Annotated in this window: 11 protein-coding genes; 4 read left to right on the top strand and 7 right to left on the bottom strand. The window is 69.0% G+C overall.

The genetic code is table 11. The annotated features are described in order from the left end of the window. Positions 1-6 precede the first annotated feature (6 nt). The 5 genes from CSC78_RS13890 to flhB all read right to left on the bottom strand — a co-directional run bounded on the left by CSC78_RS13890 (position 7) and on the right by flhB (position 6,660). A complete protein-coding gene (locus tag CSC78_RS13890) occupies positions 7-759 on the bottom strand; it encodes an RNA polymerase sigma factor FliA (protein WP_162338460.1) in 753 nt (250 codons plus the stop codon). Beyond that, positions 756-1,634 (bottom strand): MinD/ParA family protein, encoded by an 879-nt coding sequence (locus tag CSC78_RS13895; protein ID WP_162338461.1) that lies wholly within the window; start codon positions 1,632-1,634, stop codon positions 756-758. The genes CSC78_RS13890 and CSC78_RS13895 overlap by 4 nt, the downstream gene beginning before the upstream one ends. Then, positions 1,624-3,294, bottom strand: coding sequence for a flagellar biosynthesis protein FlhF (gene flhF, locus CSC78_RS13900; RefSeq protein ID WP_162338462.1), 1,671 nt, complete (start codon positions 3,292-3,294; stop codon positions 1,624-1,626). The genes CSC78_RS13895 and flhF overlap by 11 nt, the downstream gene beginning before the upstream one ends. Positions 3,295-3,448: 154 nt before the next feature. Continuing rightward, the gene (gene flhA / locus CSC78_RS13905) at positions 3,449-5,533 is read right to left on the bottom strand and encodes a flagellar biosynthesis protein FlhA (protein ID WP_162338463.1); all 2,085 of its coding nucleotides are present in this window, start codon (positions 5,531-5,533) and stop codon (positions 3,449-3,451) included. Next, on the bottom strand, positions 5,530-6,660 hold the full coding sequence (flhB, locus tag CSC78_RS13910; RefSeq protein ID WP_162338464.1) for a flagellar biosynthesis protein FlhB: 1,131 nt from the start codon (positions 6,658-6,660) through the stop codon (positions 5,530-5,532). Before flhB ends, flhA begins: the two co-directional genes overlap by 4 nt. A 111-nt stretch (positions 6,661-6,771) precedes the next feature. Here flhB and CSC78_RS13915 point away from each other — a divergent pair, with 111 nt between their 5' ends. The 4 genes from CSC78_RS13915 to CSC78_RS13930 all read left to right on the top strand — a co-directional run bounded on the left by CSC78_RS13915 (position 6,772) and on the right by CSC78_RS13930 (position 12,971). After that, positions 6,772-7,158: a DUF2946 family protein gene (locus tag CSC78_RS13915; RefSeq protein WP_162338465.1), complete on the top strand. Its 387-nt coding sequence runs from the start codon at positions 6,772-6,774 to the stop codon at positions 7,156-7,158. A 62-nt stretch (positions 7,159-7,220) separates the two neighbouring features. Then, entirely contained in the window at positions 7,221-8,510 is a 1,290-nt protein-coding gene (locus CSC78_RS13920; protein ID WP_162338466.1) for a TolC family protein, read from the top strand. Continuing rightward, the gene (locus CSC78_RS13925; protein WP_162338467.1) at positions 8,507-9,757 is read left to right on the top strand and encodes an efflux RND transporter periplasmic adaptor subunit; all 1,251 of its coding nucleotides are present in this window, start codon (positions 8,507-8,509) and stop codon (positions 9,755-9,757) included. The genes CSC78_RS13920 and CSC78_RS13925 overlap by 4 nt, the downstream gene beginning before the upstream one ends. Before the next feature lie 25 nt (positions 9,758-9,782). Beyond that, the gene (locus tag CSC78_RS13930; protein WP_162338497.1) at positions 9,783-12,971 is read left to right on the top strand and encodes an efflux RND transporter permease subunit; all 3,189 of its coding nucleotides are present in this window, start codon (positions 9,783-9,785) and stop codon (positions 12,969-12,971) included. Between the two features lie 374 nt (positions 12,972-13,345). Here the strand turns inward: CSC78_RS13930 and CSC78_RS13935 are convergent, their stop codons facing one another. Further along, positions 13,346-14,326, bottom strand: a complete 981-nt coding sequence (locus CSC78_RS13935) for a GGDEF domain-containing protein (RefSeq protein ID WP_162338468.1) — start codon at positions 14,324-14,326, stop codon at positions 13,346-13,348. Between the two features lie 331 nt (positions 14,327-14,657). After that, positions 14,658-15,248, bottom strand: coding sequence for a TetR/AcrR family transcriptional regulator (locus tag CSC78_RS13940; RefSeq protein ID WP_162338469.1), 591 nt, complete (start codon positions 15,246-15,248; stop codon positions 14,658-14,660). Positions 15,249-15,266 lie beyond the last annotated feature (18 nt).

Consider the following 15,266-nt stretch of genomic DNA (forward strand, 5'->3'; position numbering starts at 1 on the left):
GCCTCTTCACTCATCGTCTTCGAGACCGGCGTCGGCCTTCTCGAACACCTGCAGGCGACCGCGCAGGCGCACCATCGCCTGGCCGTGGATCTGGCACACGCGCGACTCGCTGACGCCGAGCACCGCACCGATCTCCTTCAGGTTGAGTTCCTGCTCGTAGTACATCGACAGCACCAGTTGCTCGCGCTCGGGCAGCTGGCCGATGCACTTGACCAGCTGCTGGCGGAACTCGCTGCGTTCGAGGTTCTGCTGCGGCGAGGGGCCGCCGGTACGCGAGGTGTTCGGTTCGCCGTGGTCGTCGATGTGCGACTCCAGGCTCAGCACCTGGCCGCGCGCGGCATCTTCCATCAGGCGCAGGTATTCGGGCAGCGGCATCTCCATCGCGCTGGCGACTTCGGTGGCGATGGCGGCGCGGCCGGTGCGCTGTTCGATCTCGCGCACGGTGGCGGCAGCCTGGCGCGCGCGACGGTGCACCGAGCGCGGCACCCAGTCGCCACGGCGGATCTCGTCGATCATCGAACCGCGGATGCGGATGGACGCATAGGTCTCGAACGACGCGCCCTGTTCGGCGTCGTAACTGCGCGAGGCCTCCAGCAGGCCGATCATGCCGGCCTGCACCAGGTCGTCGATTTCCACGCTGGCCGGCAGGCGCGCCGCCAGGTGGTGGGCGATGCGGCGCACGAGGTCGGCGTGCTGGGTGACGAAGTCGTTCGCGCTGGCGCGTTGCACGGCGCGGTACTGGGCGGCGGCGGTGTTCATGCGGCCACCCCGCGCTGGATCAGGCGTTCGACGAAGAACTCCACGTTGCCACGCGCACCCACCGGCGGCTGCCAGCGCGCGGTGGTGCGCGCGATGTCGGTGATGGCGCGGGCGGACGGGCTGCCAGGGTAGGCCTTCACGACGGGCTGCTGGCGCTGCACGGCGCGGCGCAGCCAGTCGTCCTGCGGCACCGCACCCAGGTAATGCAGGGCGACATCGCCGAGGAAGCGTTCGCAGACGCGGGCGAGCTTCTCGTACAGCTTCCGGCCCTCGTTGGGGTCGCGGACCATGTTGGCGATGACGTGCACGCGGTCCAGGCCGCGCTCGCGCGCCAGTACCTTGATCAGGGCGTAGGCGTCGGTGATCGAGGCCGGCTCGTCGCAGACCACCACCACGGTGTCCTGCGCGGCCTGGCAGAACGTCAGCACGCTGTCGCTGATGCCGGCGGCGGTGTCCACCACCATGAAATCGAGCGCGCGCTGCAGTTCGGAGAACACGTTGACCAGGCCGACATGCTCGGCCGGAGTCAGTTCGGCCATGTGGCGGAAGCCCGACGAAGCCGGCACCACCAGCACGCCCTCGGGGCCTTCCAGCAGCACGTCCTCCAGGCCGCAACGGCCGGCGATCAGGTCGGCCAGGGTGAACTTCGGCGACAGGCCGAGCAGTACGTCCACGTTGGCCAGGCCGAGGTCGGCGTCCATCAGCAGCGTGCGCTTGCCCATTTCGGCCAGCGACACGGCGAGGTTGACCGACACATTGGTCTTGCCCACGCCGCCCTTGCCGCCGGTGACGGCGACGACGCGCACGGGATGGAAGGCGCCGGGCAACGGCGGGGTGCTGCGGGGGTTGGTCTGCAGCGGGTGATCAGGCGACATGGGTGGCCTCGGTGGAGCAGGGTTCGTCGGCTTCGCGGCGCAGCTGGTCCAGCCGCAGCACGAGGTGGGCGCTGTTGGCGCGGTGGAGGTCGTCGGGGACGCGCTGGCCGTCGGTCACCCAGGTCATCGGCAGCTGGTGGTCGACGACCACGCTCAGTGCGCTGCCCAGGCGACCGGTCTCGTCCAGCTTGGTCAGCACCACGCCTTGCGGCTGCACGGTGCTGAAGCGGCGGACCACTTCGTCCAGGTCGGAGAAGTGCGAATTCGCCGGCAGGCACAGCAGCGTCTTGACCTGGCCCGACGCGCGCAGCCAGTTGAGCTGGCCGACCAGGTTGCGGTCGCGCTGGCCCAGGCCGGCGGTGTCGATCAGCACCAGCTTGTAGTCGCGCAGGCGTTCCAGCACCAGCGCCAGGGTCTGCGCGCTGTCGGCCTCGTGCACGGCGATGCCGAGCTGGCGGCCGTAGCCGTGCAGCTGTTCGCGGCCACCGACGCGCACGGTGTCGGTGGTGACCAGCGCCACGTCGCGGGCGTTGTGGCGCTGCGCGAAGCACGCTGCCAGCTTGGCGATGGTGGTGGTCTTGCCGGCGCCGGTCGGGCCGACCAGGGCGATGACGCCGCCGGTCTCCAGCAGGTCGGTGTCGAGCACCGGCAGCTTCTTCGACAGCAGGCCCAGCATCAGGCCGCGGCCGCGGTGCAGTTCGGTGTCGGCGGGGATCTGCAGGGCGATGTCGCGGGTGATGCCGGCGTCGAAGCCGTAATCCTCCATCAGTTCCATCGCCTGCATGCGCACCGGCGAGCCGCGCAGGCGCTCGTCGGTGAGGCGGTGCATTTCGCGCTCGATCATCTCGCGCATGGCGGACAGCTCGCCGCGCATCTGCACCAGCTGCTCGTCGCTCTCGCGCGCATCGGCGGCGTTGTCGGTGACGACCGTCAGCGTCGGCACGGTGACGGCGGCGGGCGCCGGCGTGGGGGCGGCGGCCGTGACGCGCGTGGCGTGCAGCGCCGCGACCGGGGCCGGCTCCGGTTCGGGCAGCGACAGCGGCGGTGCGATCGACGGCAGCAGCGCATCGAGGTCGAGCGTGTCGTCGATCTCGCCGCGCGGGGCAGCAGGGCGGCGCGGGGTCGCGGCGGGTTCGATGGCGGGCGCGGCCGGCAGGCAGGCGGCAAGCTTGGCCGCGAAGGATTCGGGTTCGATCAGCAGCGGCGCGATGTCGCGCACGACCGGTGCCGGAATCTCGGCGGCCTGCGCAGGCGCGGCGATCACCGGTGCGCGCGGCGGCGCAATCGGGGCAGGCGCCGCGGCGATAGGGGCGATGGGGGCGGGCTTCGTCGCCTCGGCGCGCGGCGCGGTCGATGCGGCGGGCTGGCGACGGGAGAAATAGCTTGCCGCGGCTTCGGCCGGCGACAGGGTCGGCGCGTTGGCGGCCGGTGCCTGCGGCGTCGGATCGAGCAGCGGATGCAGCGGCGCAGCGGGCGCGGCCGGGCGCATCGCGTCCAGCGTGCGCTGCACCAGCGCTTCGTCGTAGTTGCTGGCGGCGACGATCTCGACACCGTCCTCGGTGACCCGGTTGGACAGGATCACCGCGTCCGGGCCATGTTCCTGCCGCACCATCGCGAAGGCGGTGCGCATGTCGGGGGCGACGAAGCGTTTGATTTTCATGGCTGGCTGCCGGGAGTAGGGAATAGGGAATGGGGAATAGGGGTGGAGCAGAGCTTTCGTCGGTGCGCTTCGCCAGATTTGTTCGTTCTCATCGGTCCTCCTCCGGGTAGGTCATCGCCTTCGATTCCCCACTCCCTATTCCCCATTCCCGGCCTCAGCTGATCGTCCCGACCAGCTTCAACCGCTTGTCCTCGGGAACCTCGCTGTAGGCCAGCACCGACAGCGAGGGGACGCTGTGGCGGACCAGGCGGGCGAGGGCGGCGCGGACCGTTCCCGGTACCAGCACCACCGCAGGCTCGCTGCGGGCTTCCTGCTTGGTCACCACATCGGCGAGGCTCTGGTGCAGGCGTTCCGCCAGTCCCGGTTCCAGCGCCGCGCCGGTTCCCTGGGTGCTGTCCTGCAAGACGCGTTCCAGATTCGGCGCCAAGGTATAGACGGGCAGTTCCGGCGCCATCCCGGAGATCTCCTGCACGATGAAACGGCCCAGCGAGGTGCGCACGGCGGCGGTGAGCGCGGCGGGGTCAGTGTTCTGCGGGGCGAACTCCACCAGCGACTCGGCGATGCGGCGCAGCTGGCGGATCGGCACGCGCTCGATCAGCAGGTTCTGCAGCACGCGCACCACGGTGGCCAGCGGCAGCGCCTTCGGAGTGAGGTCCTCGACCAGCTTCGGCGCGCTGCGGCCCAGCTGGGCCAGCAACTGCTGCACTTCCTCGTGGCCGAGCAGTTCCGGTGCGTGTTCGCGCACCAGGTGAGAGAGGTGGGTGGCCATCACCGTGGCCGGATCGACCACGGTGTAGCCCAGTGACTCGGCGGTGGCCTTCTGGTGCGACTGGATCCACACCGCATCCAGCCCGAAGGCGGGATCCTTGCCGGGGATGCCGTCGATGGTGCCGAAGGCGCCACCCGGGTCGAGCGCCAGCTCGCGGTCGGGATGGATTTCCGCCGAGGCCACCGGCACGCCGTGCACCAGCAGGCGGTAGCCATTCGACGGCAGTTCCAGGTTGTCGCGGATATGCACCGGCGGCACCAGGAAGCCCAGGTCCTGGGTCAGCTTGCGGCGCACCGCCTTGATGCGCGACATCAGCTCGCCGCCCTGGTTCTTGTCGACCAGCGGAATCAGTCGGTAGCCGACCTCCAGGCCCAGCGGATCGACCGGACGCAGCTCGTCCCAGGTCAGTTCGGCATTGCGGTCGGGCGCGGCGCCCGGTCCGGCCAGCGCGGGCACGTCGCCGGTTGCGGCCTCGGGTCCTTCCTGGGTGCGCTTCCACATTTTCCAGGCCAGGTAGCCGATGCCGGCGGCCAGCGTCAAAAAGGCGACGTTGGGCATGCCAGGCACCAGCCCGACCAGGCCCAGCACGCCGGCGGCCACCGCCAGCGCCTTGTGCTGGCCGAAGGCCTGGCCCATCACGGCCTGGCCCATGTCTTCCGAGCGCGAGGCGCGGGTAACCAGCATGGCCACGGCCGACGACACCAGCAGCGCCGGCAGCTGGGCGACCAGGCCGTCGCCGATCGACAGCAGCGTATAGGTCGAGGCGGCTTCTGCCGCCGGCATGCCGTGCTGGAACATGCCCACGGCGAACCCGCCCAGCAGGTTGATGAACAGGATCAGGATGCCGGCGATGGCGTCGCCGCGGATGAACTTGTTGGCGCCGTCCATGGAACCGTAGAAGTCGGCTTCCGCGCGGACTTCCTCGCGGCGGGCCTTGGCTTCCTCGCGGGTCAGGATGCCGGCGTTGAGGTCGGCGTCGATGGCCATCTGCTTGCCGGGCATCGCGTCCAGGATGAAACGCGCCGACACTTCGGCGATGCGGCCCGCGCCCTTGGTGATGACCACGAAGTTGATGATGGTCAGGATGGCGAACACCACGATGCCGACCGCGTAGTTGCCGCCCACCACGAACTCGCCGAACGCGGCGATGACCTTGCCGGCGGCGTCGTGGCCGTTCTGGCCGTTGAGCAGGATCACGCGCGTGGACGCCACGTTCAGCGCCAGGCGCAGCATCGTGGTCATCAGCAGGATGATCGGGAAGATGGTGAAGTCCAGCGGCCGCTTCACGTAGATCACCGCCAGCAGCACCACCAGCGAAATGGCGATGTTGAAGCTGAAGAGCGCGTCGAGCACCGGCGCCGCCAGCGGCACCACGATCATGGCCAGCAGCGCCAGCACGACCAGCGGCGCGCCGAGGCCGTTCTTCAACATCTCCATCCAGCGCAGGCCGCCGGCCGGTTGTGCGCTCATGCCTTGCCTCCGTGCTCGTCGATGTCGACGGCGGGCAGGTCGGGCAGGGGGGCTTCGCCCACGCGCCAGGCACGCAGTTGATAGACGTAGGAGAGGATCTGGGCGACGGCGGCGTACATTCTCACGGGGATTTCCCGGCCAAGCTGACCTTCGCGATACAAGGCGCGTGCCAAAGGCGGCGCCGACACGATGGCGATGCGGTGGGCGTCGGCGACCTCGCGGATGCGCATGGCCAGTTCGTCCACGCCCTTGGCCACCACCGTGGGGGCGCCCATCTGGCCGGCCTGGTACTTCAGCGCCACCGCGTAGTGGGTCGGGTTGACCACGATCACGTCGGCGGTGGGCACGTCCTCCATCATCCGGCGCTGCGACATCTGGTGCTGCATCTGGCGGATGCGGCCCTTCACCTCGGGGCTGCCCTCGCTCTCCTTCATCTCCTTGCGCAGCTCTTCGCGGGTCATCTTCAGCTTCCGCAGCCAGTTCCACTTCTGGTACGGCGCGTCGATGGCGGCCAGCAGGATCAGCCCACCGGTGGTCGCCAGCAGCAGGGTGCTGGTGAACGACAGGCCGCTGCGCACCGCCTGTTCCAGCGGCATGGTCAGCAGCTCACGCAGGGGGTTCAGGCCCAGCTTCAGGCAGATGGTCGCCGCGCCGCCGATCAGGGCCACGCGTAGCAGGGATTTCAGCAGTTCGGCCAGGCCCTCGGGGCCGTACAGGCGCTTGAGGCCGGAGGCGGGATTGAGCCGCTTGAAATCGGGCATCAGCGATTTCTGCGAGAACCGCAGGCCGCTCATCGCCACCGGCGCGGCCAGGCCGGCGACCACGCAGATCGCGGCGACCGGGGCGATGGCGGCCAGCAGCTTCAGCATCATCAGGCCGACGTAGCCGAACAGCTGGTCGGGCTGGCGCATCAGCAGCGGGTCCGGGGTGAGGGCGACCTTCATCCAGCCCAGCGCGTTGCGCGCCAGCCCCGGCCCCATGGCGATGATCGCCAGCACGCCCGCACCGAACACCGCCGCCGTCGCCAGCTCGCGCGAACGCGGGATGTTGCCCTGTTCACGTGCTTCGCGAAGTCGTTTCTCGGTGGGTAATTCAGTGCGTTCGCCGCTTTCGTCCTGCTCAGACATGGCGTGGTTCCGACGGGGTCGGTTGCCTCGCTGCAAGACCCGTTCCAGTCCGGGACGGGAAAACGGCGTGGAATTGTCTAACGCAGCGAGGCGCGGCTACGATGTCGCCCGATGTTCCGTCTGCTTCGCCACCGCCGTTGCTTGCTGCTGCGCCTGCCTGCGCTGGCGGTGCTGTTGCTGGCGGTGCTGGCCAATCCGGTGTTCGCCTCGCTGGGAGACCTGCACGAGCTGGGCAGCGGCGCCGCCCATCTGCATGTGGTGGGCGAGCACGAAGGCAATGCGGCCGGTCATGAGCACGATCACGACGAGGCGGATCCGGGCGACCTGCTGCATGCCTTGATGCATGCCAGCCATTGCTGCGGCCACCTGACGGCCATCATGCCGGCGCCCATGCGCGTGCCGGCGTTGATCCTGCCCATCGCGGCCCCCGTCATGGCGACGGTGCCGGTGGCCTACGCCCCCCGCGCTTCGCTGCTGCGTCCTCCGATCTCCGCGTGATGCCGCGGCCGGCCTGACTTCGCGTCGCGCCGGCGTTCCATCACCGATTCCGGAGACTTCCCATGTGGTTGCGACTGGCGGCAGTGGCCGCCTTCGCGATCGCGCCGTGCGTGCACGCACAGGCGCCATCGCCTGCTGTTCCCCCTGAAACCCTGACGCTGGACGATGCCATCGCGCGCGTCGCCCGCGTCCATCCCGATCTGCGCCTGTTCGGCGCGCGCACCGGAATCCTGCTGGCCGAGCGGGACGTCGCGATGCTGCGTCCCGCGCTGCGCGCCGGTCTGGACATCGAGAACGTGCTGGGCACCGGCGACGCCAGCGGCGTCCGCCAGGCCGAAGTCACGCTGACGCTCGCCGGTGTGCTCGAACGTGGCGGCAAGCTCGATGCGCGCCGCGCGCTGGCGCAATCGCGCATCGATGCCCTGGCCATGCAGCGCGAGACGCAGCGCCTGGACCTGCTGGCCGATGTCGCCCGCCGCTACGTCGCCGTCGCCGGCGCACGGGCGCAGCAGCGCATCGCCGAGCAGGACATCGCGCAGCGCAGGCGCACCGTTGCCGGCGCCCGTCAGCGTCTGCAGGCCGGTGCTTCGCCCGAGTCGGTCGTGCTGACTGCGCAGGCGGCGCTGGCACGCGCCGAACTGGCCCTGGCGCGTGCCGACCAGCAGCACGCCGCCGCGCGCCAGCATCTCGCCGCGCTGTGGGGCGAGCGTGCTCCGCGTTTCGAGGTGGTCGTCGGCGATCCGCTGGGATTGCCGGCGATCGACGACGTGGAGGTGCTGGCATCGTTGCTCGAAGGCACGCCCGAACTGGCCCAGTTCGCCGACGAGCGCCGGATCCGGGAAGCGCGGGTCCGGCTGGCACGGAGCGCGTCCACGCCCGATCTCGACTGGCAGGTCGGCGTCCGTCGGATGCAGGACAGCGGCGACACCGCCCTGGTCGGCGGCGTGTCGCTGGCACTGGGCGGTGCCCGTCGCGCCGCACCCGACATCCGCGCGGCCGAAGCGGACCTGGCAGCTTTGGAGATCGAGCGCGAATCCCGCGATATCGCGCTGTACTCCACGCTGACCGATGCGCACGGCCGCTACCGCGTCGCCCAGCTCGAGGTCCAGCGCACGCGCGACGATGTGCTGCCGCGCCTGTTGCGCGCGGAGCAGGCCGCCGAGCGCGCCTACCGCGGCGGCGCCATCAGCTACCTGGAATGGGCCCAGCTGCAATCCGAGACCACGGCGACGCGTCGCCAGCAACTGGACGCCGCGCTCGATGCGCAGGCGGCCCTGATCGAACTCCAGCGGCTCACGGGGCAGGCGTTCGTCGCTGCGCCTGCCGCCCAAGAAGAAGGAATGATTCCATGACATTGCGTCCCCTGATGAGCGCGCTGGCGCTTTCGCTGATGCTGGCCGCCTGCGGTGGCAAGGACGACCACGCCGACGACCACGGCAGCGAAGCCGGCCACGGCGAAGAAGAAGCGGTACGCGGCGAACACGGCGGCCGCCTGCTGGAACAGGACGGCTATCGCGTCGAACTGGCCATCGCCGAGTCCGGCACGCCGCCCGCGTACCAGGCCTGGCTGTACCGCGACGGCAAACCGCTGCCGGCGACGGCGGGCAGCGTGGAGGTCCGCGTGGTCCGCCTCGGCAACGTGCGCGAGAACCACGTACTGCAGCCACAGCCCGATGGCAGCTTGCTGGCGAAAAGCGTGGTCGGCGAGCCGCATTCCTTCGATGTCGAAGTGCTTGCGAAGGTGGAAGGAAAATCGCTGCGCTGGGCCTACGACAGCTATGAAGGCCGCACCACCATCGGCGCGAAAATCGCGGAAGACTCAGGCATCCGCGTCGCGCCGGTGCGGGCCGGCACGATCGCCGACGAGCACGAGGTGCAGGGCCTGCTGACGCCGGTCGAAGGGCGCGTGGCCAATGTCGCCGCGCGCTTCCCGGGCCCGATCCGCCGTCTCGCCGTCAACGTCGGAGACCGCGTACAGGCTGGCCAGACGCTGGCGACGGTCGAAAGCAACCTCAGCCTGACCACGTACTCCGTCACCTCGCCGATCAGCGGCGTGGTGCTCGCGCGCAACGCCAGCGTCGGCAGCGTGGCGGGCGAGGGCGCCACGCTGTTCGAAGTCGCCGACCTGTCCTCGCTGTGGGTCGATCTGCACATCTTCGGCTCCGACGCGCAGCACATCGTGCCGGGCGTACCGGTGACGGTGACGCGCCTGAGCGATGGCGCGACCGCGCAGACCACGCTGGAGCGCGTGCTGCCGGGCACCGCCACTGCCAGCCAGAGCACGGTGGCGCGGGCGACGCTGGAGAACGCAGATGGTCTGTGGCGCCCCGGTTCCGCGGTGAAGGCGCGCATCACCGTCGAACAGCAGCCGGCGGCAATGGTCGTGCCACTCGCCTCGTTGCAGACGTTCCGCGATTGGGACGTGGTGTTCGTGCGCGTCGGCGATACCTACGAGATCCGTCCGGTCGAACTGGGCAAGCGCGATGCGCAGCAGGTCGAAGTGCTGTCCGGGCTGAAGGCGGGCGACCAGGTCGTGGTGGAGCAGAGCTATCTGGTGAAGGCGGACATCGAGAAATCGGGGGCTTCGCATGATCATTGAGCAAGGCACCCTGCAACCGAACGGCCTGCTCGAGCGCATCCTGCGGTTCGCCATCACGCACCGCTGGCTGATGCTGGCCTTGACGCTGCTACTGGTCGCGGTGGGCGTGTGGAGCTTCGGCAAGCTGCCGATCGACGTCACCCCCGACATCACCAACGTGCAGGTGCAGGTCAACACCGAGGCGCCCGGCTACTCGCCGCTGGAAGCAGAACAGCGCGTGACCTTCACCCTGGAGACCGCGCTCGCCGGCCTGCCGGGCCTCGACTACACGCGTTCGATCTCGCGCTACGGCCTGTCGCAGGTGACGGTGGTGTTCAAGGACGGCACCGACGTCTACTTCGCCCGCCAGCAGGTCGGCGAACGCATCCAGCAGGTGAAGTCGCAACTGCCCGCCGGCCTGGAGCCGGAGATGGGTCCCATCGCCACCGGCATGGGCGAGATCTTCATGTACACGGTGGAAGCGGAGGAGAAGGCGCGCAAGGAGGACGGCACGCCGTACACCGCCACCGACCTGCGCACGCTGCAGGACTGGGTGGTACGACCGCAGCTGCGCAACGTGCCGGGTGTGACCGAGGTCAATACCATCGGTGGGTTCGCACGGCAGATCCACATCACGCCCGATCCGGCACGGCTGGTGGCGCTCGGCTTCACCCTGCACGACGTGGTGCAGGCGGTGTCGCGCAACAACCAGAACGTCGGCGCGGGCTACATCGAGCGCAATGGCCAGCAGTTCCTCGTGCGTGCACCCGGGCAGGTCGCCGATCTCGACGGCATCCGCGACATCGTGCTGGACCGCCGCGACGGCGTGCCGATCCGCGTGCGCGATGTCGCGCAGGTCGGCGAAGGACCGGAACTGCGCACCGGCGCGGCGACGCTGGACGGCAAGGAAGTCGTGCTGGGCACCACCTTCATGCTGATCGGCGCCAACAGCCGCGAGGTATCGCAGGCGGTCGCCGCAAGACTCGCCGAGGCCAACCGCAGCCTGCCATCCGGTGTGCGCGCCGAGCCGATGTACGACCGCACGTCGCTGGTCGACCGCACCATCCGCACCGTGGCCAAGAACCTGGTCGAAGGCGCGATCCTGGTGATCGTGGTGCTGTTCCTGCTGCTGGGCAACATCCGTGCGGCACTGATCACGGCCGCGGTGATTCCGTTGTCGATGCTGTTCACGCTCACCGGCATGGTCCGCGGCGGCGTGTCGGGCAACCTGATGAGCCTGGGTGCACTGGACTTCGGCCTGATCGTCGACGGTGCGGTGATCATCATCGAGAACTGCCTGCGCCGCTTCGGCGAACTGCAGCATCGGCTCGGACGCTTGCTGACGGACGAGGAACGGCTGGATGCGACGGCGTCCGCGACGGCGGAGGTCATCCGGCCCAGCCTGTTCGGCCTGGGCATCATCACCGCCGTGTACCTGCCGATCTTCGCGCTCACCGGCGTGGAGGGAAAGATGTTCCATCCCATGGCGATCACCGTGGTGCTGGCGCTGACCGGCGCGATGCTGCTGTCGCTCACCTTCGTGCCGGCCGCCATCGCGCTGTTCCTGCGAGGCCGCGTGCAGGAGAAGGAAACGCGCGTGATGGTCTGGGCCCGTCGCGCCTATGCGCCGGTGCTGGCATGGGCGTTGCGTGCGCGGCTCGTCGTGGCCGGCGGCGCGTTCGCGCTGGTCGTGCTGTGTGGTCTGCTGGCCACGCGGCTGGGTACGGAATTCGTCCCCAGCCTGGATGAAGGCGATATCGCCATGCACGCCATGCGCATTCCCGGCACCAGCCTGGATCAGGCCGTGCGCATGCAGTCCACGCTGGAGGCGCGGATCAAACAGTTCCCGGAAGTGCACCGCGTATTCGGCAAACTCGGTACGGCGGAAGTGGCGACCGATCCGATGCCGCCGTCGGTGGCCGACACCTTCGTCATGCTGAAACCACGCAGCGAATGGGCTGACCCGCGCAAGCCGAAGGCGATGCTGGTGGCCGAGATCGAGCAGGCGGTCGCCGAGATCCCCGGCAACAACTACGAGTTCACCCAGCCCATCCAGATGCGCATGAACGAGCTGATTTCCGGCGTGCGTGCGGACGTGGCGATCAAACTCTACGGGGACGATCTCGACACGCTGGTGGAGGTGGGCGAACGCATCGAAGCCGTGGCCAAGTCCGTCGACGGTGCGGCGGACGTGCGCATGGAGCAGGCCACCGGATTGCCGTTGCTGACCATCACGCCGGATCGCCAGGCGCTGATCCGTTACGGCCTGAATCCGGGCGACGTGCAGGACACCGTGGCGACGGCGGTCGGTGGCGAGGTGGCGGGGCAGCTGTTCGAAGGTGATCGCCGTTTCGACATCGTCGTGCGCCTGCCGGAAGCGATGCGGCAGGATCCCGCCGCGCTGCACGACCTCCCCATTCCATTGGGCGGCGCCGGCAACGAGGACGAGTCGACGCGCTCGGCCAGCTGGCGTTCCGGAACGCCGGGCACGGTGCCGTTGCGCGAGGTCGCGAAGATCGAGACCGCGCTCGGCCCCAACCAGGTCAACCGCGAGAACGGCAAGCGCCGCGTGGTGGTGACGGCCAACGTGCGGGGCCGCGACCTGGGTGGCTTCGTCGACGATCTGCGGGATCGCGTCGCAGGCGGAGTCAAGCTTCCTGCCGGTTACTGGATCGACTACGGCGGCACCTTCGAGCAGCTGATCTCCGCCAGCCAACGTCTCGCCGTCGTCGTACCGGCGACGCTGGTGCTGATCTTCGCACTGCTGTTCTGGGCATTCGGATCGGCGAAGGACGCAACCATCGTCTTCACCGGCGTGCCGCTGGCGTTGACCGGTGGCGTGGTCGCCTTGGCGCTGCGCGGCATTCCGCTGTCGATCTCCGCCGGCGTCGGCTTCATCGCGCTGTCGGGCGTGGCGGTACTCAATGGCCTGGTGATGATCGCCTTCATCCGCAAACTGCGCGAACAGGGCATGCGCCTGGACGACGCGGTCGTCGAGGGAGCACTCGGTAGGTTGCGCCCGGTACTGATGACCGCACTGGTCGCCTCGCTCGGCTTCCTGCCGATGGCGTTCAACGTCGGTGCGGGCTCGGAGGTGCAGCGTCCGCTGGCGACGGTGGTGATAGGCGGCATCGTCTCGTCGACGTTGCTGACGCTGGTGGTGCTGCCGGTGCTGTACCGGTGGTGGTGGGCAAGAAGCGGGTCTTCGACGGACGTCCGTTCTACCGGCAGATGATCCCGATACCGTCATTCCAGCGAACGCTGGAATCCATTGCCCGTGACTGCCGGTACGTCCGGATCAGAAGCAGATGGGTCCCAGCTTTCGCTGGGACGACAGCGGAGATCGACATCGCCTGGGTCCCGTCATTCCAGCGAAGGCTGGAATCCATTGCCCGTGACTGCCGGTACGTCCGGATCAGAAGCAAATGGGTCCCAGCTTTCGCTGGGACGACGGCCGAGATCGACAGCGCCTGGTCCCGTCATTCCAGCGAACGCTGGAATCCATTGCCCCTGACTGCCGAGGTGTCCGGATCAGGAGCAAAAGGGCCCCGGCTTTCGCCGGGACGACGGAGGCGCTACGGCGGGAGATGGAGGCGACGCCCCGTGGGCCTAGAACAGGTCGTCCGCGATGACGTAGCTGTCGCGGCCGGCCATCTTCGCGCGGTACAGCGCGGCGTCCGCGCGCGAGAACCAGTCGTGCCAGGTCTTTTCCTGTTCGCGCAGCAGCGCCGCGCCCAGCGAGATGGTGATGCGGCCGCCCGGTCCGCGCAGGGAGCCCCTTACCGACTTGCGGATGCGTTCGGTGGCGGACTCGAGTGCGTCGCGGCTGTCCAGTTCCAGCAGCGCCACGAACTCTTCGCCGCCGAAGCGGAACACCTGGTCGTTGCGGCGCATCTCGAACCGCAGGATCGAGGCCAGGTCGGCGATGGCGGCATCGCCCGCCGCATGGCCGTACTGGTCGTTGACGTCCTTGAAGTGGTCCAGGTCCAGCACGACCAGCCCGAAACAGCACTCGCCGCGCTGGAACCGGTCCACGGCTTCGCTCAGTGCGCGCTCCATGCTGCGCCGGTTGGGTACACCGGTCAGCGCATCGATGGCCGCCAACCGCTCCAGTTGTACACGGTCGTCCTGCGTGCGGGCGGCGAAGATCAGCGAGAACACCGTCACCAGCACCGCGCTGACCGCCATCGACAGCGCATGCACGCCGTCGTGGAAGAACCCCGGCAGCAATTGCATGGCGACGATCAGCAGCAGGTTGCAGATCACTGCCGTCCAGCGATGGGCGATGAAGAAGTTGGTGAGCAGCACCAGATAGGTCCAACCGAGTGCGGTGTGGCCCAGCATCACGCAGGCGCCGAACGAAGCAGCGGTATTGAGCACCGCCAGCACGTTGCCGGCGCGGGCATCGCCGGTCCGCCAGGCGTAGGCGACCGGCGAGGCCACCGCGAGCACGACGCCCAGGTCGAACACCGCCATCGCCCATTGACCTTGCCAGCCGCGGTAGAGGCCGAACGACGCGATCGTCACCGCCGTGATGGTGCCCAGCAGGACGATGATGTCCAGGCGGAAGTCGCGGCGTTTCGGCTTCATCGAGAGGGCCGGTTGCGGACGCTCGGGGTCGGAGGGTGGCGTGTTCAAGGGAATCGGGTAAACGGACGGAACAGCGCCGCGAAGGCCCGCGCAGTGTAGGGCGTCGCGTGATCTCCGGGGTGATGGAGATCACGCTTGGCGCGAGCACGGCGCGTGCGGCGTGCACGTTCCGCGCGATGCCGTCGCGCGTTCGCGGTGGACGCAGACCCCTCGTCCGCTTTGTCGGAAGACCTCATCGTGCGAGGACATCGAAGGCGGTGGTCGACAACGCAAACGGCCTCCCGAAGGAGGCCGTCCGCAGGGGGTGCATGCGCGCCCGGTGGGCGCCGCCTCAGGCCGACAGCGCTTCCAGCGTCTTGAACACCTGCGGCACCGCCATCGCCGGCGTGCCGCCGTTCACCGACACGGCACGCAGGCCATGCTGGTAGCTCTGCCAGATCATCTCGTCGGCATGCTGGATGTCCAGGCCGCGGAACTCGCCCGCACCCATGCCGCGGCTCAGCTCCAGGCGGACCGGTTCGCGCATGCGGCGCAGTGCGGTGTTCATTTCGGTTTCCACCGCCGGCGACCAGCGCGCCGACACGCTCCAGAGCGCGGGGAAGGCGATGAAGTTGGCCGCGTCTTCGCGGGCCATCCAGAAGTAGAAGTCGAGGATGCGCTGCGCATGCGTCGATCCCTGCGGACGCTCGACCATCGGCGCCTTGCGCGCCGTGTAGTCGCGGATCAGCAGCGTGGCGATGATGTCGGCCTTGGTCTCGAAATGCAGGATGACGCCGCGCGCGCTGAGCCCGGTTTCCTCGCCCAGGTCCATCAGCGTGGTCTGGTCGAATCCCTTGGTGAAGAAGAGCCGGCGTGCGGCGGCGAGCACGGCCTCCCGCGTTTCCTGGCTGGTGCGTCGCTTGTGGGTAGGGCTGTGGCTCACAGGCAATCTCCGTTTCGC

The sequence above is a fragment of the Pseudoxanthomonas japonensis genome, from assembly GCF_010093445.1.
Classification (GTDB): domain Bacteria; phylum Pseudomonadota; class Gammaproteobacteria; order Xanthomonadales; family Xanthomonadaceae; genus Pseudoxanthomonas_A; species Pseudoxanthomonas_A japonensis.